The following is a 22082-nucleotide window of genomic DNA, read 5'->3' as shown; positions in this document are numbered from 1 at the left end:
TTTAAAACATGGACTTAAAGGGGAATAGGTTTAAAACCTGAGAAATTTGCGACCTATCCCTCTTTTTTATTTATATAAAATAATCACATCTTCCCTTATTTCATAATGTACATCGTTTAACTTCTCCAACAACCGCAGGAACGTGTTGATATTATCGTACCGTTCAAGGCTTCCCGTGTACTCCAATTCCTTCACTTCCTCATCTTTAAATACCGCCTTTATCCCGTACCAGCGTTCCAGAACGTGCATGATATTCCCCAAAGATTTATTCTTGAAGACAAACTTTCCATCTTTCCATCCCACGAACTCCTCCACGTCAACGGCACGTACTTCAACCTCTCCGGACAAAAGGACGACAGCCTGCTCTCCCGGGGATAATATCACGCTTTCCTTATTCTTCGACGTGAAACTTACCTTGCCGGAAACCAACGTCGTGTACCCGACCTCTCCCCGGTAAGCGGTAACGCCGAAAGACGTACCGAGTACCGTAATATCTCCCGTTTCCACACCCACGATAAAAGGCAAGGTATCTTTCTTCACCTTAAAGAATCCCTCCCCGCTTAACTCCACCTTCCGTTCCTTTCCCGTGAAGGCAACCGGGTACTTTAATTCAGACCCCGCATTCAACCACACTTCCGTCCCGTCGTTCAACACCACGTAGCACTCTCCCCCGATAGGCACTTTCAATTCATTGTAGAGCTCTTTTTCCATCGGATTCACGGAAGTATAGGAAAGTTGCCCATCCTCGTACTTTACCACATTCCCGTCGTCTTCCATGATTGCGACAGGTTCTTTCCCAATCCTCACCATCCGTCCGTCTGCCAGTTTCAATACTGCCGCAGTTTCTCCCGGCGGAACAATTTCTCGGTTGACGACAACCAGCTCCCCGGTTGAAAGACTGAAGTTCTCCAGGAGCATGAACCCCAAGACCAACACTGCCGCCACGGATGCCCCCCATGCCATCCAACGCCGGAAACGCCCCCGGTACACCTGTTTCTTTAATGCCTCGAAAGCTGGCTTATACTCGTAACTCTCGAACTCCTTAAACTTCCCGGTTACAAAAGCCTCGTCAAACAACTCTTCGTACGCTTTCCGTAAAGAATTATCCTGCAACAAAACATCCATTTCTTGTCGTTCATCATCGGAAAGGGCATTCCCAAAAGACTTCTTAAACAGTTCTATGACCTTATACAAATCCCGCTTCATACTTATTTCATGTTATTACCACTATACCATTTCATCGCACATCCGGTTTTTATGAATGAAATTTTCAGTTGTATAATACATGAACTTACAAAGAGTATGACAAAAAAAAGAAAAAAATTCAACTACTACCGATTTATTTTAGATTCCGACAAGAAAATATGCCGGAATAAAAAAAGAGGTAGCTATCAATAAACTTGTTAGCTACCTCCCCTCTAATATTCAGTTTATCGCAAACTACTCAAATTCCTTCAACGTCTTCTCGATAACTCCGATTGCTTCCAGCAACTGTTCCTCGTTGATAACCAGAGGCGGGGCGAAACGGATGATATGATCGTGTGTCGGTTTTGCCAACAAGCCGTTGTCACGGAGTTTCAAACAAACATCCCAAGCGGTCTTGCCGTTTTTCGGGGTAACCACGACGGCGTTCAACAAACCTTTACCGCGCACGAGTCCGATCATATCCGATTTGATCTGTCCCATGCGTTCACGGAATATCTTACCCAATCTCTCGGCATTCTCGGCAAGTTTCTCGTCTTTAATCACTTGCAATGCAGCCATGGATACCCGACAAGCGATCGGATTACCGCCATAAGTGGAACCGTGTTCTCCCGGTTTGATCGTCATCATGATCTCGTCGTCCGCCAACACGCAGGAAACGGGCATCAAACCGCCGGAAATAGCTTTACCGAGAATCAACACGTCGGGACGTACCCCCTCGTGATCGCACGCCAGCATCTTACCCGTGCGGGCAATACCGGTCTGCACCTCATCGGCCATAAACAACACGTTGTGTGCCTTACACAAATCATAAGCTTTCTTCAAATAGCCCTCGTGCGGCACGTAAACCCCGGCTTCTCCCTGAATAGGCTCCAACAGGAATCCCGCCACGTTCGGGTCTTTTAAAGCCTCTTCCAACGCGGGAATGTCATCGTAAGGAATACGCACGAATCCGGGTGTAAACGGTCCGAATCCGGCATACGAAGAGGGATCGTTGGAAAGCGTCACGATAGTAATCGTACGACCGTGGAAATTGTTCTCGCACACGATAATCTTTGCCTGATCGGCAGGAATACCTTTCACGTCATATCCCCAACGGCGACAAAGTTTCAGGGCTGTCTCGTCCGCCTCTGCACCGCTATTCATCGGCAGCACCTTGTCGTACCCAAAATACTTGGTGATGTATTCTTCCCACTCTCCCAACACGTTGTTGTAAAAGGCACGGGAAGTCAGCGCCAGCGTTTTCGCCTGCTCGGTCATAGCCTCAACAATCTTCGGGTGGCTATGTCCTTGATTCACGGCAGAATAAGCCGAAAGGAAATCAAAATAACGTTTCCCGTTGACATCCCACACGTAGATTCCTTCTCCTTTTTCCAACACCACGGGTAGCGGGTGATAATTGTGGGCGCCATATTTCGCCTCACGATCCATGTACTCTTGTTCGGTCATTTTTTTCATAATATCATTTTAGTTAGGTTCGACGTTTTCACGTAACGAGCCCAATTTCACGAAAAAAAACCAAAAAAACAATGACAAACAATTGAAAATTGAAAATTGAAAGTTGAAAATTACAATTACTGCTTATTATCAGATGATTGCGAAGACTTCTTTTTCCGTTTAAAAATAGCCGTGTACTTGCGGAAGAGTTCCCGGAAGGTATCAAAGGCTTCCTGATAGGAAACACCGACACCCTGCACGGTCTCCGTGGCGTTATACGTGATCTTTTCGTTCGTGTGGGAATAAGCCTTCAGCTTCAACGTTCCCTGCTGGTTCAGCTTCACGTCCACGTCAAAGTCACCCGTGATAGAGGTATTCGAGTTCGTTTTCGACCCTTCCACCATGTTGCCGTTGGCGGAAATGGTCACGCGGTTGTTCCATATCTGGGTAGACAATGCCAACTCGAACTCGTTCGTCGTCACTTGGTCACCCGGGCGGTACGAGAAACCGATATCCAAATTATTGCTGATCTGCGACAACCAACGGGACACTTGATTCGACAGCAACTCGCTCGCCGTCGTTACCCCCATCTGGTAGCCCGTGTTGCGTTCCTCCTGCTCCGCGTCCTTATCCAAATAATCGGGCGTGTAGAACTTGTTCAGCAACAAAAGCGAGAACATTTGTTTGTTTACCTCGTCCTGACTGGAGAAAAGACTCTGCATCAAACTCCGCATCTGCACGTCGAGGGAGGGAAAATTAATCCCGAATTGCACGTTCGGGTTCATCAGATTGTCCCCCAGTTTCAACACGCATTCCACGGGAACTTTCGTGTTCTTGTCCATTGTCGTGTTCGTCCCCGCCAACAAATCACTCAGAGAAGTACGCAGGTTATAAATCGCGTTCACGTCAATCGTGGCGTCGTAAGGCGAACCGTTCCATTTGATACTTCCGCCGGGAGTCAACACGAACTTCTTGTTTATCAAGTTACTCAACGTGAAAAGATAATCTCCTTTCGCGATCTTGTACTCCCCGAACAGGTCCAACTCGTTGTCCTTACCCAAGGTAAAACGCAGATTACCGCTTCCCACAGTTTTCAGTATATCCCCGATCGTGGGGTCGAATATGATCTGCACCTCCAGATTGTCGTTCACCTCGATATTCGCGTTCAAGTCGAAATCGGATATCAGAGAAGACCGCTCCTCGTGCATCGCAGACTGTTCGCCGGTTTGACGGTTATTTATAAACCGCAGGATACTGCCGTCCTCCTCCGTCAAGGCAGAAGTCAAGGGTATATACAGCACGGAATGGGGTTCCGGCTTCAAATTGACAGACAACGCGGAATTACCCGACAGATTATTCATCCGGGTTTGTCCCGTGATATACAACTGCCCGTAAAACGTCTCGCCTTGGGATTGCTTCGTGTTCAACACGCGGAAATTATTGAACTTCAAGTTTACATCATACTTGTTCTGTTGCAAATCGTAGAACCCGGAACAGACGGACGCCCGCCCCTTGGCATCGTATATTTTGAAATCATCAAGCACGATCCGATTATCCTTCACCGGGATACGGTCATGAATCATAAACGGCGTGTTCAGCATACTCAAGGTCAAAGCCACCGAGTCCATGGCCAGAAAACCGTTGATCGCCGCCGTCCGGCTCGTCCCTTTCATTTCCAACTCGCCGGACAATGTACCCTCCCCGCTTTTCAACATATCCGGGAAATAACGGGTCAGGTAATTCACGTCTATTCCCGAAAGCACGAGATTCATGTTCAGGCTGTCCGTGGACGGTTTATAATAACCGAACACGCTGAACGGCGCCTCATCGTTCTTCATCTGGTTGATCACGCTGACCTGCAAGGCACTGTTCGCCGCATCCCACTGGGACATCAGGTTCAACGTCCCCAAAGTATCCCGGTTAAGCCCCCAGCGGTCGATCTCCATATTCGCGTAAATAAGACGGTCGTTATACGCGTCCTGTATCGTGGCTTTCCCGTTTACCAACCCGAAAAGCTTCACTTTATTGTCAAAAAGAATATTATTGAACTCCGCCAGATTGAAATTATGGAACGCCATGGAGAGGGTATCCCGCTTGTTCCCGCTCACCCGTCCCCGCAGGGAAAAACTTTGCTCTCCCCGGCTGATCTTGAAATTATTCACGAAAATATCATCTCCCTCCTTCAATATCATGGAACGTCCCACCTGCCACACGCTATCCGCCATCACGATCGTGCTGGGCTGGATAAGCACCTGTGTCATGTGCCTGCCCCTGTAATTCAACAACCGGAGATTGGCGACCAGCGAGCCGCAATACGTTTCTTTCTCCCAGTTACTCCACGTCAGACGGTTCGTGACATTGTTCGTGTACACGTTCATCGTGTTGCGCACGTTATACAGTTTCCCGAAATTCAAGTATTTCAACTCATCGGCAGCACAGGTACAGATCAAGTTGGTACCGTTACCCGTTACTTTCACCCTCGCATCCCGAGTCTTCAGATCCCCGAAAGAAATCGTATCCGCTTCCAGTAACAGGTTCGTCCGCCGGTCGGCATAATTGTATTCACATGATAAATTGACACCGCTCGAAAGTTTCAATCGCGGGTAAGCGACCCGCAGCAAAGGATTGACATTCTTTAACTGCGCTTCGGCAATCAGATTGGTTCCTTCCGGCAATGGTTTATCCACCGCGTAGCGGTAAGCGGGCAAATAGGTCATGACAAAACTATTCCACAAATCCGACAATTCCAGCGAATGGAAAAATCCCTCCATGGTGACATCCCCCACTTCCGATTGCAGGTTCGAGTAACTATATTCTCCCAGCACGGTATTCGTCAATCTCACCGAATCCGTCGTGAACACCCCCCTCGTGTTCTCGTATTTCAAACGGGGTATGATTGCCTCGAACCAATTGTTGTCCTCTTGCATTTTCAGGTTCCCCGAGAAATCAAATTCAAACGATTCCTTTTCCCCGCAAACGGACGGTCCCCATGAATCCCATTGCCGGACATTCACGTACCCCCGCGCGTCCGCGATTTGAAGAGAATCCCCCATGACATAATTCAATTCGAAATCAGCTTGCAAACTATCGTTCTTCACGGACGACAGCAAATACAGGCGATCGTTTTCCGTCCCCACCGAGAGGCGTACCCCCCGTAGCCGACCGTCGTACACGTCGAGGTATCCTAACGCACTCGACATCCCGAAACGAGAGGTGGAGTCACCCAGTACCCCGTTAAAGTTCGCGAACAGCGAACCGTTCTTCAAGAAAGACTGCCCCGTCAGAAAACCGAAATTCACCCGGAACAGGTTAGCCCGTCCCCCGTAACGATAATCTCCCGCGCTATCCAAAACATAGTTGAACACGAGAGAACCTTCCATTCCCGGGGTAACGCTTTTCGCGTCCACGACAAAATCCTCGATCTTCCCCTTGAAAGTACCGTCAAAAGTGAAATAATCATACTTGTGCAGCATTTCCGGTATCTTCACGTAACGGCTTTCCAGCCACGGCATATAAATAGCTTCCAGTTCGGGCGGCGAAATCCGCATATCGGTAAATTCGATAGTGAAGTCCGTATCGAAAAAACGGGGCAACCCCTTGGAAACAAATGAACCGTGGAACACACTTTTCTCACCCAGATACACTTCCAGATTCTCGCCCTGCAAATTACTTATCGTGTTGAAAACCACGCCGCTCCCGTACAACACATTATTCATTCCCAGCAACTTGCCGTTAAAATAAGCTATATCATCGAAATGTACCCTTGAAGAGGTGAACACATATCGTTGTTGCATCTTCGTGGTAAAATTACGCCAGTACTCCTGATCCGGAACCCAATTATACTCCAACGTATCCAGATGAGCCTCACTCCGTTCGGTCTGAATCAAGGTATTCGTGACCAACAGGTTATTATTCGTCGCAACAACCCTTCCCCCCATGTTAATCACCTCGAATCCGGATTTCTCCCTGAAACTCAACCCAGTAACCGTGGCCTCGTAACGTCCCTCCTTCGAGAACCTGATTCCGGAAATCATCACGTTTAAATCCCGGCAATCGACATCCGTCCAGTTAATCCCGTAGTCCACGGGTTCATAATCGTTCTCTATATACCGGAAACGACTGTTGAACAACGATATTCGGGTCAGGTTCACTTTCCACCCCAAAGGAGAGGCGGGCACCGTGTCCGTCATCGAGGCGGAAAGGGAATTGATTAACTCCTCAACGTTCGTGACGCTCTCCCCCCCGTCTTTCCTACGCTCGATCCACAAGTTAAACACGGCATTGTCGAAAGTCGCCTCCGTGATCGTGAATTTCCGTTTCACGAAACTCACCGAATCCACCCGCATCACGAGCCGCTCGCAAAACATCAGCGTATCCTGACGGCAGTCTTTCACGAACACGTCACTCAGTATCAATGATTCTATCGGGCGAAATTCCACCCTCCCGATCGTGATCGTCGTTCCCGTCCGATCCTCCAAAATACGGGTAAAATAATCCACCAACTTCGTCTGAACGTACGGAGTCATCAAGGCAAAATAGGCCGCAAATGCCAAAAGCACAAGCACCATTACACACCGGGACAATATGGAGATTATTTTTTTTATACTTTCACCATTTAGTTTGCTTGCAAATTTAGTAATATTGCAGGAATAAATTCAATTGAAAATGGAAAGAGTTTATAAAGTTCATAAAGTTTATAAGGTTTATAAAGTTACGGGAGTCCTTCGGACTGTGTTTAATGGTAGCTTACGCTACCGTGGACAAAGCGCCCCGCAGGGGTCCATTTACTTTATGAACTTTATAAACCTTATAAACTTTATAAACCCCAAAGCCCGTGCGGCTGACAATCTAAAATCTAAAATCATTAAATCTAAAATATACCATGGGCGTTGTTATTCTAGGAATTGAATCATCTTGCGACGATACCTCGGCCGCGATACTAAAAGACGGGGTGGTACTCTCTAATGTCATTGCCAGTCAAAAAGTACACGAGGCTTACGGGGGAGTCGTTCCCGAACTGGCATCGAGAGCGCATCAACAAAATATTATCCCGGTCGTGGCGCAGGCCTTAAAAGTCGCAGGCGTCAATGCAGACGAAATCAATGCCGTCGCTTTCACCCGCGGACCGGGACTGCTGGGCTCTCTCCTTGTGGGAACTTCCTTCGCCAAGGGATTCGCTATCGCGAAACAAATTCCCATGATCGAGGTCAACCACTTGCAGGCACACATCCTCGCCAATTTCATCAAAGAACCGGGAGTGGAAGCTCGCCACCCGAAATTCCCGTTCCTGACGCTACTCGTGTCGGGCGGTAATTCCCAGATCATCGTGGTTCGCGACTATCTGGACATGGAAGTCATCGGGCAAACAATCGACGACGCCGCCGGCGAAGCCTACGACAAATGCGCCAAAGTCATGGGATTGTCCTATCCCGGGGGACCCGTGATCGACCGTCTGGCGAAAGAAGGGAACCCAGACCGTTTCACGTTCAACAAACCCAATATCCCGGGACTGGATTACAGCTTCAGCGGGTTGAAAACCTCGTTCCTGTACTTCATCCGAGACGAACTCAAAAACGATCCGGACTTCATCCAACATAACCTGAACGACCTTTGTGCCTCTTTACAGAAAACGATCGTCGATATACTCATGGCCAAACTTAAAAAGGCCGCCAAACAAACCGGAATAAAACAAATCGCCATCGGTGGCGGTGTGTCGGCGAACTCCGGGTTGCAAAAAGCCGTGTACGACGAGGGAACCCGCGCGGGCTGGGACGTATTTATCCCCCGCCTCGGCTTCTCGCTCGACAACGCCGGCATGGTTGCCGTCACCGGGTACTACAAATACCTCGCTTCGCGATTCATCGGATTGGACGCACCTGCTGACGCAAGAATGAGCTTGAACAATGCGTTAGTCTGTCATAAATCAAGGAATCAACAGAATCTAAAATCATAAATCTTAAATCTTAAATATGAAAGTTCTTGTTACTTACAACATTCCCCGCGAGTCATTTGCGAAACTTGGAAAAGAGCATACCGTAACTATGCCCGACGGCGAGTATTTCACCACCGAAGAATTAATCAAACTGGTACCCGATCACGATGTCATTCTCGGGATATTCACCCGCCCTATTGACAACAGCGTTATCGAGGCAGGCAAAAACCTGAAACTGATCAGTAATTTCGGCGTGGGCTACAACAACATTGACACCAAATTTGCCCGCTCGAAAGGAATAGCGGTATGCAATACCCCGAAAGCCGTTTGTTTCCCGACCGCGGAAATGGCAATGGGGCTCATGCTGAGCGCCGCCCGCCGTATCACGGAATGCGACCGCCGCATACGGGTAGAGAAAGAGAGCATGTGGGGCGTGATGAAAAACCTAGGCTTCACGCTGGAAGGACGCACCCTCGGGATCATCGGCATGGGAAATATCGGCAAGACCGTGGCACGACTGGCAGAAGCGTTCCACATGAACGTGATTTATTACAACCGCCGGAGCACGGTAGAAGGATACGAGAGAGTCGATCTCGACACCTTGCTGAAAAGATCGGATTTCGTTTCTATCCATACCCCGTTGACGGACGAAACCCGCCACATGATCGGCAAGCGGGAAATAGAACTGATGAAGCCGACCGCTATCCTCGTGAACACCGCCCGCGGAGCCGTCATTAACGAAAAAGAACTGGCAACCTGCTTACAAAACAAAACGATAGCCGGGGCAGCCCTCGACGTTTTCGAAGACGAACCACACGTGACGGAAATGCTCTACGGACTGGATAACGTGATCCTCGCCCCGCACAACGCAACAGGCACTATCGACACGCGTATAGCCACCGGGCAGGAAGCTGTCGATAACATCCTGAATTTCTTTAACGGTACACCAACTAACGTAGTAAACTAATGAAAACAATTATTACAATGCTCGTGCTTACATTCATGGGAAGCGCCATGAATGCTCAAAACATCAAGTTACCCGCACCGCAGAAAACCGGGGGAAAATCACTCGCCGAATGCCTGAACGAACGGCAAACATCCCGTGATTTTGACACGAAAAAACTATCCCTGCAAGACCTTTCCGACCTCGTGTGGGCAGCGAACGGTCTTAACCGCCCGGAGATCGGCAAACGTACCGTTCCGACCGCCACGAACTGGCAGGAAATGGTACTCTACGTGGCGACAGCCGACGGCATCTACCGCTACAACGCCGAAAAACACGAACTGAAACTCGTGAAGAAAGGCGACTACCGGAAAGAATGCGGCCCGCAACCTTTCATGACGGTAGCTCCCGTGTGTTTCATCTATGTAGCCAACCACGACAAAGAGGGACGTATCTCCGATCCGGAGCAAAAGCTACTGTACTCCAACCACCACGCCGGGTACATGGCTCAAAACGTGTACCTCGTTTGTGCCGCCAAGGACATGGCAACCGTGACAATCGGTTCCGTCAACAGAGAGGCTCTAGCGAAAGTGATCGGTTTACCCAAGAACAACTTCGTGATCTACACCCAACCTATCGGGTACAAGAAGTAACTTATCCAATCTTAAAATTAAGCACGGCTACGCTCCTATTATTAGCGACATGCCGTGCTTATTCATTTTCACCGTGTACCATCACACGCTATTCCACGCGCAAGTACCAAGATGGCGAGAACGCGGTATTACCCGCGCTCGCGAAAAAAATATAGACGTGAGCGCTTCCGCCTATCGATTCATTCAACACGAATTCCCCTCGTAAATCTCCCCTCCTCCCGGTAACCTCAAGCGCCAACCGGGGCGAACGCACCAAATTATCGTACAACACCCCCACTTGCATCACGTCACCCCGTGCCGCCGTGCTCCAATCACGCTCCTCCCGCCACGTCACTCGGAACCGCTTGCCCTCGCGTACAATTCTTATCTCTCTCGGCAAAGCCAACACTCCCTCCGTGAAACGGAATCCCTCGAAATCCACCATCTTCCCCTCGCCGTCGAAACAATTAAAATTCATCGAGTTGAACAAATTAGGTGCCATTTTTCCCCGTGCTTTAGCGACACACCTCCACACCTCGGGCGACACCTGCTTGGCATACTCGGCATAAAACATCTGTACCGCCTTGAACCTTGCCACCGCCGCCTTCTGCCCCGGGCTACGCCCTTCCGTTTCCCACTTCCGCTTCTTCCCGGGAATGGCATACCTCCTCATGTACAAACGCCCGGCTCGCTCGTAATAAATAACGTTTCCCCGTCTTCCGACGATGATACCGTTAATAAAATCACGTACTTTCATAAAAAAATATTTTAGATTCATAGTGTTTATACTTCAAAATTCAACTAAAAGGGAAGCCGGGGGAGAAACCCGAAAGTCCCTCCCCCCGGCAACCATTAACTCCCCGCCTCAACCGTCAAATACAGAGATGTCGAAGCCTTCTTCCCGTCGGCACTAACCGCGAAACAATACACCACCACGTTATCCCCGTTCCAATTCTTCGGCAAAGCCACAGAAGTAGAACCTCCCTCTCCTCGTTTGCGAAGTCGCACCAACCGACAGAATCCCTTCTCGCACTCCAACAACACGGCTCGTACCGCATCATCGGCATTACAACCCATCTCCTCCTCCTCCATCTGTTCTTGCACGAAGGAAAACTTCCCCGCCACGGCATCGAAAGAAACCGTCACATCCGGCGGAACCAACGACCCGTTCGAGCACAGCAGATTTTCATAATCCACCACAACCATCTCCCCCTCCACCGTGCACACGTCCTTGTTCAACTGGTGAAACGCGTTTCTCGCCGACTGCCCCCGCTTACGCTGCGGGAACCCGAGCTCTATCGCCGGTTGTAACACCGTCGATAGATGCGCAAGCATCCCGAACTTCTGCCGTTGCTCCACGAGAGCAGGCGCGTTAGAAACTTTTCGTTCCTCGCCTTTGCGACGAGCGATATTATCACTGTATCGCATGTAATACGATACCTTACCGACGGAACCAATTAGGGCTCCTAAATAGTCAAGATATACCTTGGCCATAATTTTTTAATTTTTATTTAACATAAATTTATCCGCTAACTCACTTAGCCGGACTATATAGAGAGCCACGACTTTTTTCTAAAAAAATATAAACAGAACAAAAATATTAACATCATTTTAACACAAATAACCTCCCAAATTACCAATCTTAACAAATATAAAATTTAATATTAGCAATTATATCAAACTCAAATCCGTGGAAAAGTACCTACCATATCACGAATCAATTGTTAAATACTTCTTACCCCACCTTCTTTTATTCTTAACACATATTCCCTGCAAGTTGACACAAACAACACTAAAAAAACATCACCACAAGAATAGCCATAACATACTGAAAATAAAATAGCAATATTATAACATTAAAGATTTATATTTGCGTCCGGCAACAATCTCTTTCAAGAGTAAAACGCTTCATGTTTAAAAATTATTTATATTTGCATTGCCGAATCGAAAGATTGGGCAAACATATTGTTTAAACGGAAAGCGTTTAAACTTGTTCTCGTTGACGAATCTAGCAAATTTAACAAGGGAGAACGAGTTAATGCTCTTGCGTATGTATGTACGTGCAATTTTGCATAAGTATATAACGTGGGATTGTTGCTTGTTTTACCTTTAGGCTTTGCTAGAGCCCGTCAACTAAAGCAAGTTTACGATACCCACGTTTTCTACAAATATAATTTCCTTCCGGGGTATCGAGGAAAATAAAATTACAGGTATGAAAAAATCACTATTTTTTTTACTTGCTACCATAATATTTGGTTGTGGTAAAAACGATACCTCTTACAAAATCGAGAAAGCAACAGTCAAGAATGCCCAATTAATCTACGCGCAACAAGCAACTTCTCGTGCGGGAAACGACTACACCGGTTACGTTTCCATGGATGCCCGAGGCAACATCAATCCCATACGCTTCATCAACGAACATGGCGACAGCGTTGACATGTTCATATCTCGCATTCGCCCTGCCAACAATAACTACTTACTATTCGAGGGAGACTTTTATATCACGGGGGCAAGCTACAAACAATACAGCTACTTATTCGTCGATAAACAAACGGAATTACTATGGGCCCTTCCCGTGGACCATGACAAATACGGAGTATATTTCAATATCATGTATCGTTTCTGCACCGACGAAAATAACGATATCTACTTTTCCGCTGCCAACAAAGTGTTCAAAGTAAACACATCACATCCCGGAAATCTCACCATGGAAGACTACACACCCGACAAACAAACAATCGAAAGTTTCAATGTCAGTGCAAAAGGTACATGTGCTTTTAGTTGCAATACCGATGGGATTATCAATAATGAAATGAAATTCAAATGCAAAGGTGGTTCCATACACAACATCAAAACACTAATTTCCGATGATGGCGATGGTAGTATCTTTAGAGGCCGAAGTACTTTTGTTGCCCCCGACGGTCAATTACACGTCGTCAATTTTTGGAATCCTTATAACAATATATACGACATCAACGTGTACAGAATCGAAGAAATAGGAGATAATGAACTACATGCAGAAAAGGTAGGTTCAATCAGATGTCCTAATTCCACTTATCATTGTGTCGATTTTTATAAGAATCCAGCTAAAAACACCATGCTATTCTCAACAAAAGAAGAGTTAATAGAATTCGATCCCGTCACAGGCATTTTTAACCGACACACAATGGAAATACCAGACTTTAACATGGACGAAGATTTGCACAACTCCAAGATAATTAACACATGGATCACGAACGATGCATTGTTCTCTATAAATAACGATATAATATATTGCATTGATTTGCGTTCTCTCGAGTTGAAAACACTAGATATACTTGCATGCGGGTTTGAAATAAAACCGGTAAACGTCACCGGATCAACATCAACCGGATCAATAACATTCTCGGGAATACGCTACTCGGACGGGGCAACCGTAATGGGAGAAGTTAGCGACGACCTGCAAATCACAATCTACCCGCTGACATTCAATTACGGCACCAACATAACCTCACTCGTGAAACTCAACTAAATTTACAACACAAAATACTCGTTTACAACATGGCAAACGTGAACATGTTCAAGCAGGCTGTAGTCAACAATATTTTACTGGAGGCATACCCGTTTCCCTCGGAATTAGGCATGGAAGCCTATTTGATGGATAATCCCTGCATCTTGGGCTTCATGGAAAACAAGACCCTCGATTTTCCCAAAGTCATAGATTGCGAGATTAGCTTGAAAAATTGCAAAGCATCCGGGAACGGCAGAATTGACATCCTTATACAATACGACAAACGCACGTTCGGTATCGTGGAACTGAAAAAACACATAATCGATTATAAAGCATTGCGCCAATTATGCGATTATCTTTGCGAGAAGGAGCAAATTATAGAAGGATTAAGAAACATCGATGTCATAACAGATGACCTCGAAAACTCACAAATAAAATTCATCGGGGTTCTCGTGGGCTCTAAACTCGATGCGAACATAGAAAACGAATTACCACTGCCGAAAGGAATAAAAGATAATTTATTATCCTTGCTTCCGGGAGAAAAATACCTTCCGGAAAAACAGGAAAAACTGAAAAACATCCCCATCCACGCGATTACCTTAAACAGGTTCAAGAATAGCATCACGAGCGAGATTTTCGTACTAGCGGATTCTTATATAAAGGAAAAGTCTGACGGTAAAGATTACACGAAATACCGTTTCAACGGAAACATATACAACAAATCGAAACTCGTGCATTCCGTGGTTAAAGAATACATCAGCCGACACCCCATACCACTTACGACGAGCAAACTACAAGACATATTCCCCTACACGATACAAGGCACCCCATCTTTCGGTGTGTTCAAACCGATCGACTACGCCTTGAAGAAAGGCAACGTGTACTATTACATCAAAGACGACCAGCAACTCAAACTTGCTGACGGGATTATCGCCACATGCAAGCAGTGGAGAGTCGACAACATCGGGCGTTTTATAGAGAAAGCCCGCGAGTTAGGATTTGAAATTACCGATATTGAATAACATTCAAAAAAAATCGAATACCATGGGATTCAGCAAATCATTTTTCAACCAGTTAGGCCGCGACACGGGTAGAGCCGTATCCAACGCCCTGTACAAAGACAAACACGCTATCGTTTACCGGAGAGCAGGCGACACAAGCAAGAGAGAAGCCGCGAAAGAAGAACTCAAATTGCATAAACAAAAATTAGAACTGGAACAAGAGGAACGAGAGCAAAGACAACTAGAAATACGTTTAACCAAACTTTCCAAAGAAATCACACAGAAAATTGAACAAATCGAACAAATCGAAATCCCGGAAGACAACCCGGCACTAATTCGCGTTCTAAACGATTTGACCTACTTGCTAAAAGCCAACTCGTGGAAAATGTGTGTAAATGGAGAGGAAGCAGAAGAAAGTCTTTACAACCGCTATGCGGATACCATTTTGGCAAAATACGAGCATGCTTTAATCACACTCGAAACTTATTCTCCAACGGACCTAAACCTTCCCCGCTACCAGCAACAACTGAAAGTATTCAGGAGAAATAGATTCTGGGGAAAATACAAATTTTACATTCTAGCCATAACGGCAGTTCTCTGCTTCCCACTATTCGGTTACATCCTCGATTTACTAGACAAATAAATCATCTATAGCTATAAATAACATGTTTTACCTTAAAATTTAAAATCATGAACCTTTACACGAGAAACACAGCGGGCAACAACATCATGCCTTTGTTAATCAACTACACGCCTTTTTCAAAAATTGAAGAAATTGAAGACCCGAAAATCATCTACGATGAAAAACGACAAATCACGGAGTATAACGCCCGTACCGTTGGCACCCGTTGCTTGAAAAGCGAATTAACCAGAAAACGAGTACCTAGTGGAGGTACCAGTACTTGTTCTGACAAAAAAAATGCCATCGACGACAGCAAATCCGTGAAATGATTCTCATCATAACAAACAAAGAAGATGTGCACCCGACGCCAGTCATCGAATACTTGAACAATCGGAAAATTCCGCTCTTCCGTCTTAACACGGAAGCATTACTCACCGATTATGAATTCTGCTGGCAAGGTAGCACTAAAAGTCTGGATTTTTACATCAAAAACATCCGGACCGGATTGGAATTACACGGGCACGACGTTTCCTCCGTATGGGAACGTCGTCCCGTTCTCCCCTCGGAATTACCGTACGATAACGGACAGGAAATCAACAAGCACAACTTGGAAGAAGCCGGAGGCTTTCTATCCTTCTTGCTCTACTACATTTCGGACAAATTTTCGATAGGCAATCATTTGTACGACAGAAGTGCCGCTTCCAAAATGTTACAACTAAAAATAGCCCAAGAACTAGACATGCAAATACCCGCCACGTGCTTTTCCAACCGGAAAGCGGATATTGTCACTTTCGCCCGCAAACATGAATACATCGTGTTAAAATCTATCGAGAGTGATAATCTCTGGCTCGGAGATGAGCACGAGTACGTCTTCTACGCCCAAAAAATAAAATCGACTCTCCTCGACACGAACCCGGATGAGTCGTTTTACCAGACCGTCAGTTTCGTCCAGAATTATATTGAAAAACAATTCGAACTCCGTGTCACCGTTGTCGGCAACACCGTGTTCGCATGCAAAATAGATTCACAAGCAATGGAAGACGACAAAGGGAAAATAGACTGGCGACAAGGTTATGACCACGGTTTAAAACACGAGAAATATGAACTACCGACACACGTAATTAATTTCTGTCGTGAATTTTTAAAACGGATGCACCTCCATTTCGGATGCTTTGATTTCATCGTCACGCCAACCGGAGAGTTCGTTTTTCTCGAATGCAACCCCAACGGCCAGTGGTTATGGATAGAGCGACAAACTGGAATGAAAATTTCCGAAGCTATCGCCAATTGCCTAATAAAGGGAACGGTATACCCCACCTCTTCCCACGCTATTCCGGCGGACATCTATTGACCACGAGTTCAACACGACCTTATCATCTACTGGTATAGCAAGTCGTGACCAACTCGTGACCAGTAGATGATCAGGTTATCACCGCCGGAACAGTGCCGGAGGAGCGGGAATTCACCCGTGTAACTTTACTATAAACAAGCTCCCGGAAACACTCTTCCCCATTTTCAACTTTCAATTTTCAATTAAATCTTGTCACCCGTTTTCTAATTTTTCCTGTCGTAAATAAGACTTCAAAAAATAACGCAAATGAAGTACCCTATTTTAAGACCTCGTTCGTTATAGACGAGAAAGACGAAATATAACTAAACTAATAACAGCAAGATGACTAGAAGATTAATCATTACCTGTTGCGTGTTGCTATTCGGCGGAAGCCTGCACGCACAAGAACTCACCGCGAAGGAAATCATGGAGAAAGTGACGAGTAACAAACAAGGAGAAACTCTTTACTCGGAAGTCACCATGACAATCGTACGCCCGACGTGGACAAGGGAAGTCGGTATAAAAAACTGGACGAAAGGAGAGAAATATTCACTCATCCTCATCACCTCACCAGCGAAGGACAAAGGACAAGCGTTCTTGAAAAGAGAAAAAGACTTGTGGAACTGGATGCCGAGCATCGACCGGATGGTAAAAATGTCCTCGTCCGTTATGGGACAATCGTGGATGGGAAGCGATTTCACGAACGACGATATGACGAAACACTCGTCCAAGATAGAAGACTACACGCACGAACTAAACGGAACGGAAGAAGTGAGAGGACACGAGTGCTACAAACTGACGCTGGTTCCCAAGGAAGACGCCGCCGTGGTGTGGGGCAAAATCGTGGTGTGGATTACCAAGAAAGACTTTATCGAGGTCAAATCCGAATTTTACGACGAGGACGGCGTGCTGATCAACACGTACAACGGTCATGACATCAAAGAAATACAGGGACGGAAAATTCCCACCCGACTGGAAGTTATCCCGGCTGACAAGCCGAACCAGAAGACCGTTCTGACCGTGCACAAGAACGAGTTCGACAAGCCCATGAGTGATAGTTTCTTTTCCCAACAAAACATGAAAAAACTCCGGTAACATGATAAAACTCGCTTGGCGAAATATATGGCGTAATTCCCGCAGAACGGGAATCACGGTGGCATCCGTGTTTTCCGCCGTGTTATTCAGCATTTTGACAATATCCTTGTCCGATGGCAGCTGGAACAAGTTAATGGATAACTTGTTGCGCACGCAAGTCGGACACATCGAAATTCACCGGCAGGGATACTGGGAAGAGAAGAGTATCGACAATTACATGACCATGGATGCCGCCATGATCGAACAACTCCGCACCCTCCCCCACATCACGAACGTATCGCCCCGGGTAGAAACGTTCGCCATGATTTCCTCGGACAAAACCACGAAAGGCGTCGGTATCGTGGGCATCGATCCCGCACAGGAAGAACTCAAATCGTCGTTGTCACAACGAGTGACGCAAGGGAAATACCTCCGGCAAGACGACGACGGGATACTGCTCGGCAAGGGGTTGAGCGAATACCTGCAAGTGGAAGTCGGCGACACGGTAGCCCTCATGGGACAGGGATACCACGGGACGAACGCTATCGGGTTGTTCCCGGTACGCGGGATCGTGTCGATCATTATCCCGGAAATGGACAAAGGATTCCTCTACATGACATTGCCCGCCGCCCACGCGTACATCAATATGCCGGACGGGTACAGCGGGATGCTCATCTCCATTGACGAGGACGAGAACCAAGAGGAAGCCTTTGCCGCCGTGCAGGAGCGGGTGGCGGGCGCGCCGTACGACGTGATGCGCTGGCAGGAATCAATGGAGAGCCTGCTGACACAGTCGAGAGCGAACAAAGTATTCTCGAAAATCATTATGTTTATCCTATACGTGATCGTGGGCTTCGGCATCCTCGGGACGGTGATCATGATGACGAACGAACGCCGGCACGAGTTCGGGGTGGTCGTGGCACTGGGAATGAAACGGCAAATCCTGTCAAACGTGGTATGCCTTGAACTGTTTTTCATGACGCTGCTGGGCGCGTGTCTGGCTATCGCGGTGAGCATTCCTATCACGTATTATTTCAGCTATTACCCGATACAGCTCACGGGAGAACTGGCGGAAATCGCCCTCGGTTACGGCATGGAGCCCGTGATACCCACGGCGACAAGCACGTATATTTACGTGAATCAAGCCCTAGTGATCTTGTTTATCACGTGCCTGACAAGCATTTACCCCATCAGTAAAATACTCCGTTTAAAAGTCAATAAAGCCATACGCCCATGAAAATAACTTTAATGCTCGTGCGCCTGTCATGGAAAAACATCTGGCGCAATAAATTCCGCAGTATACTTATCCTTAGCGCGATAGCTATCGGGTTGTTCGCGGGAACCTTCACCATAGCATTCGTCACGGGTTGGGGACGGGCAACAATCGAGACAGAAATATGCAATCAACTATCGCACACGCAGATACACACGCCGGAATTTAGCTACAATTACGACATCAACTCGTACTTCACGCGGGATAGGGTGAAACCGATAATAGATTCCGTGACGGGATTGGAAAGCGTCACGTATCGCTTGAAACTGTACGGGGTGCTTGCCTCCGCCTCGAATACCGTGGGGGCTTTCGTGCACGCTATCGACCCGGCGGAAGAGAAAGCAACCACCACGCTCCACCAGTATATCCCCGATTCGCTGGGGACATTTCTGAAAAGCGGCAAATTACCCGTAGTCATCAGCCAACGGGTAGCCAAGAAACTGAAAGCGCGCTTGCGGTCAAAAGTAGTACTTTCCATTCAAGACGTGAACGGTGATATGCAAAGCATGGCGTTCCGCGTGGGCGGAATATTCAAAACAAATAACAGCATGTTCGACGAATCCACGATCTTTGTCAGGAAAAGCGACATCCTCCCCTACACCGGTCTGCCGGAAGGCGCCGCCCACGAGGTCGCGATACTCGCCGCCAGTGTTGACGAGGGGAAAAAGGTCACGGAAGCCGTGACTGCCGCGCTCCCGGACATGGACGTGCAAGGATGGAACAAACTCCAACCCGCCCTCGGGCTGATGTACGCGTGGACAGACCTGATCAACGTGATCATTCTGTCGATATTCCTGATAGCCCTCTCGTTCGGTATCGTGAACACGATGCTCATGGCTGTACTGGAACGGACGAAAGAACTGGGGGTACTCGCCTGCATCGGGATGAACAAACGAAACATATTCAAAATGGTGATGTTCGAGACACTATGCCTCACCGTCGTGGGGAGTGCCGCCGGTATCCTGCTGGCACTCTGGGTAATCGGGTACACGGGGCAACATGGCATAGATCTCGGGTTCATGCTCAACGCGAATTACGAACGATTCGGGTTCAGTTCGGTCGTCTACCCGTTCTTATTCCCTAAAGCCTTCATGGAAATCGTTATACTCGTGGTTATCACGGGCATCGTGTCAGCGATCTACCCCGCCCGAAAAGCGCTGAAGATCAATTCATGGGAAGCTACAAAGAGTTAAAGAGAGCTTGAAAGACGGTAATAGAAATCAAGAATGTAGAATGAAGCGTTGGCAAGTGGGGAGAAATTTAAAATTTAAAATCTAAAATTTAAAATCTAAAATTAATGTGTCATGCCAATTATAGAAACTAAAAACTTATACAAGACTTACAAAGACGAAATGTCTGAAGTACACGCTGTCGATGATGTCAATATCAGTATCTCCGAGGGAGAATTCACGGCCATCGTGGGACCTTCGGGTTCCGGGAAGACCACCTTGTTGAACCTAATCGGGGGACTGGACACGCCGACCTCCGGCAACTTATATATCGACGGGCAGGATATCTCGCTATTGAAACCCAAAGAAATGGTCGATTTCCGTTTACATAATATCGGGTTTGTATTCCAGTCTTTCAATCTTATCCCCGTATTGAGCGCCAAGGAAAACGTCGCGTTCGTCATGGAATTGCAAGGACGCAAAAAAAGCGAACGGGACGAGCGTGCCCAAGAATTGCTGGAATCCGTCGGTTTGGGAGATCGCGTCAACAGCCGCCCCTCCAAGCTTTCCGGGGGACAACAGCAACGCGTGGCAGTAGCCCGCGCGCTGGCATCAAAACCCAAATTCATCCTCGCCGACGAACCGACAGCAAACTTGGATAGTAAATCCGCGGAGAATCTTCTGGACATGATGGAAAAGCTGAACGAGAAGGAGAATATCACGTTCGTGTTCTCCACGCATGACCCTCGAATCATGGCAAAAGCAAGGCGAATCATTACCCTTGAAGACGGTAAAATCATAAACGACATCGTGAAATGAAAAAATATATTGTTCTTTTTTGTGTTATCATTTTGTCAAAGAACCTCTTCTCGCAAGAGGTTCAAAAACCCGAATTCTCGGGCTACGTGAACGAAATGTTTTCCATGTTCACCGAGAATCTGGACGATTCATGGTACTGGCAAAACATCGTGCACAACCGCCTGACATTCGGTTGGCAACCCGGGGAGTGTTGGAGAATCGACGCAGGAATACGAAACCGATTGTTTAGCGGCGACTTTCTCGACATTCCCGGGTACGCCAAAAGAATGGAAACGGACAATGGCTACATGGATTTATCGTGGAACATCATGGACGAAAAGAATGCCCTGTTGAACCTGACCTGCGACCGCCTCTATTTCACTTTTGAGAAAGGGAGATGGTGCCTGAAACTGGGCAGGCAACGGGTAAACTGGGGACAAACTTTCGTGTGGAACGCGAATGACTTCTTCAACAGTTACTCGTTCTTCGACTTCGACTACATCGAGCGTCCCGGTTGCGACGCGTTCCGGGGAACGTATTATCACGACGAAACTTCTTTCAGCGAAGTCGTTGTTTCTCTCGACAACTCGAAAAAGGTTACCGCCGCCTTTTTACACCACGGTACGATCAAAAACTTCGACTTCCAAGTCATGGCAGGGATTCAATCGGAAGACGACTTTGTCATCGGCGGGGCCATGACCGGAGATATCAGAGGCGTGAACCTGCGCGGGGAATTCGCTTATCGCCAACCACTGGACAACTTCGGTAAATCGAGCGGTATCATCGAGGCTTCCTTCGGTGCCGATTACCTGTTTTCCAATAAAATCATGTTACAAGGAGAAGTGATGTACAATAATAAAGAGAGTATTTTCTCGTTGAAGAATATCCTCAAATTCGTACTCAATCCCTCGTCGGCAAACATCATGACCGCCATGAACGATTGGAACGCCGTCGCGATGGTCTTCTATCCCCCGACCGACCGATTGTCACTATCCCTGTCGGGGATGTACATGTCCGGACTGGAAACTTGTTTTGCCGGGTTTATCATGGATTATTCCCTGTGGAACAACCTCGATTTCTCCATTATCTCACAGTATTTCACCACAGTAGGCGACACTATCCCCATCGACGTGAGAGCGTGGTTCGGTTTCGCCCGCCTAAAGTTTTCATTCTAACCC

The 22082-nt window shown here is 47.2% G+C and carries 18 protein-coding genes; 13 read left to right on the top strand and 5 right to left on the bottom strand.

The annotated features are described in order from the left end of the window. Positions 1–66 precede the first annotated feature (66 nt). The 3 genes from L0M98_RS04045 to L0M98_RS04035 form a co-directional block, all read right to left on the bottom strand. The gene (locus L0M98_RS04045; RefSeq protein WP_227215044.1) at positions 67–1206 is read right to left on the bottom strand and encodes a FecR family protein; all 1140 of its coding nucleotides are present in this window, start codon (positions 1204–1206) and stop codon (positions 67–69) included. Between the two features lie 234 nt (positions 1207–1440). Beyond that, positions 1441–2652, bottom strand: coding sequence for an ornithine--oxo-acid transaminase (gene rocD, locus L0M98_RS04040; protein ID WP_227215277.1), 1212 nt, complete (start codon positions 2650–2652; stop codon positions 1441–1443). A 125-nt stretch (positions 2653–2777) separates the two neighbouring features. After that, the gene (locus L0M98_RS04035) at positions 2778–7166 is read right to left on the bottom strand and encodes a translocation/assembly module TamB domain-containing protein (protein WP_237961668.1); all 4389 of its coding nucleotides are present in this window, start codon (positions 7164–7166) and stop codon (positions 2778–2780) included. A 356-nt stretch (positions 7167–7522) separates the two neighbouring features. Here L0M98_RS04035 and tsaD point away from each other — a divergent pair, with 356 nt between their 5' ends. Genes tsaD through L0M98_RS04020 form a run of 3 tightly spaced genes read left to right on the top strand, consistent with a single transcriptional unit; the run spans position 7523 to position 10168 of the window. Continuing rightward, a complete protein-coding gene (gene tsaD / locus L0M98_RS04030) occupies positions 7523–8593 on the top strand; it encodes a tRNA (adenosine(37)-N6)-threonylcarbamoyltransferase complex transferase subunit TsaD (protein ID WP_227215040.1) in 1071 nt (356 codons plus the stop codon). Between the two features lie 16 nt (positions 8594–8609). After that, positions 8610–9539 (top strand): NAD(P)-dependent oxidoreductase, encoded by a 930-nt coding sequence (locus L0M98_RS04025; protein ID WP_099291947.1) that lies wholly within the window; start codon positions 8610–8612, stop codon positions 9537–9539. Further along, on the top strand, positions 9539–10168 hold the full coding sequence (locus tag L0M98_RS04020) for a SagB/ThcOx family dehydrogenase (RefSeq protein WP_227215038.1): 630 nt from the start codon (positions 9539–9541) through the stop codon (positions 10166–10168). The genes L0M98_RS04025 and L0M98_RS04020 overlap by 1 nt, the downstream gene beginning before the upstream one ends. A gap of 88 nt (positions 10169–10256) precedes the next feature. On the opposite strand, the gene L0M98_RS04015 is transcribed toward L0M98_RS04020, so the two are convergent. Together L0M98_RS04015 and L0M98_RS04010 are read right to left on the bottom strand one after the other, a co-directional pair. Continuing rightward, positions 10257–10904, bottom strand: coding sequence for a hypothetical protein (locus tag L0M98_RS04015; RefSeq protein ID WP_227215036.1), 648 nt, complete (start codon positions 10902–10904; stop codon positions 10257–10259). Between the two features lie 95 nt (positions 10905–10999). Further along, positions 11000–11641, bottom strand: a complete 642-nt coding sequence (locus L0M98_RS04010; RefSeq protein ID WP_227215034.1) for a DUF6266 family protein — start codon at positions 11639–11641, stop codon at positions 11000–11002. A 718-nt stretch (positions 11642–12359) separates the two neighbouring features. Here L0M98_RS04010 and L0M98_RS04005 point away from each other — a divergent pair. The 10 genes from L0M98_RS04005 to L0M98_RS03960 all read left to right on the top strand — a co-directional run bounded on the left by L0M98_RS04005 (position 12360) and on the right by L0M98_RS03960 (position 22079). Next, entirely contained in the window at positions 12360–13658 is a 1299-nt protein-coding gene (locus L0M98_RS04005; protein WP_227215032.1) for a hypothetical protein, read from the top strand. 29 nt (positions 13659–13687) lie between these two features. Then, positions 13688–14659, top strand: a complete 972-nt coding sequence (locus L0M98_RS04000; protein WP_227215030.1) for a hypothetical protein — start codon at positions 13688–13690, stop codon at positions 14657–14659. A 22-nt stretch (positions 14660–14681) separates the two neighbouring features. Continuing rightward, positions 14682–15281 carry a hypothetical protein gene (locus tag L0M98_RS03995; protein ID WP_227215028.1) on the top strand — a complete coding sequence of 200 codons (600 nt, stop codon included), beginning with the start codon at positions 14682–14684 and terminating at the stop codon, positions 15279–15281. Positions 15282–15328: 47 nt separating this feature from the next. After that, positions 15329–15589: a hypothetical protein gene (locus tag L0M98_RS03990; protein WP_227215026.1), complete on the top strand. Its 261-nt coding sequence runs from the start codon at positions 15329–15331 to the stop codon at positions 15587–15589. Continuing rightward, a complete protein-coding gene (locus L0M98_RS03985; RefSeq protein WP_227215024.1) occupies positions 15586–16611 on the top strand; it encodes an MvdC/MvdD family ATP grasp protein in 1026 nt (341 codons plus the stop codon). Before L0M98_RS03990 ends, L0M98_RS03985 begins: the two co-directional genes overlap by 4 nt. A 321-nt stretch (positions 16612–16932) precedes the next feature. After that, complete coding sequence (locus L0M98_RS03980) at positions 16933–17685, top strand: outer membrane lipoprotein-sorting protein (RefSeq protein ID WP_099291944.1); 753 nt, start codon at positions 16933–16935, stop codon at positions 17683–17685. 1 nt (position 17686) lies between these two features. Then, positions 17687–18901 carry an ABC transporter permease gene (locus tag L0M98_RS03975; RefSeq protein ID WP_227215022.1) on the top strand — a complete coding sequence of 405 codons (1215 nt, stop codon included), beginning with the start codon at positions 17687–17689 and terminating at the stop codon, positions 18899–18901. Beyond that, a complete protein-coding gene (locus L0M98_RS03970) occupies positions 18898–20130 on the top strand; it encodes an ABC transporter permease (RefSeq protein ID WP_227215019.1) in 1233 nt (410 codons plus the stop codon). The genes L0M98_RS03975 and L0M98_RS03970 overlap by 4 nt, the downstream gene beginning before the upstream one ends. A 111-nt stretch (positions 20131–20241) precedes the next feature. Next, complete coding sequence (locus L0M98_RS03965) at positions 20242–20925, top strand: ABC transporter ATP-binding protein (protein WP_099291941.1); 684 nt, start codon at positions 20242–20244, stop codon at positions 20923–20925. Then, positions 20922–22079, top strand: a complete 1158-nt coding sequence (locus L0M98_RS03960; protein ID WP_227215017.1) for a hypothetical protein — start codon at positions 20922–20924, stop codon at positions 22077–22079. The genes L0M98_RS03965 and L0M98_RS03960 overlap by 4 nt, the downstream gene beginning before the upstream one ends. Positions 22080–22082 lie beyond the last annotated feature (3 nt).

Origin of the sequence: Butyricimonas sp. DFI.6.44 (assembly GCF_022132345.1) — a bacterium.
In the GTDB taxonomy this organism is placed as follows: Bacteria; Bacteroidota; Bacteroidia; order Bacteroidales; family Marinifilaceae; genus Butyricimonas; species Butyricimonas muris.
This window is presented reverse-complemented; position numbering and strand designations above follow the sequence as displayed.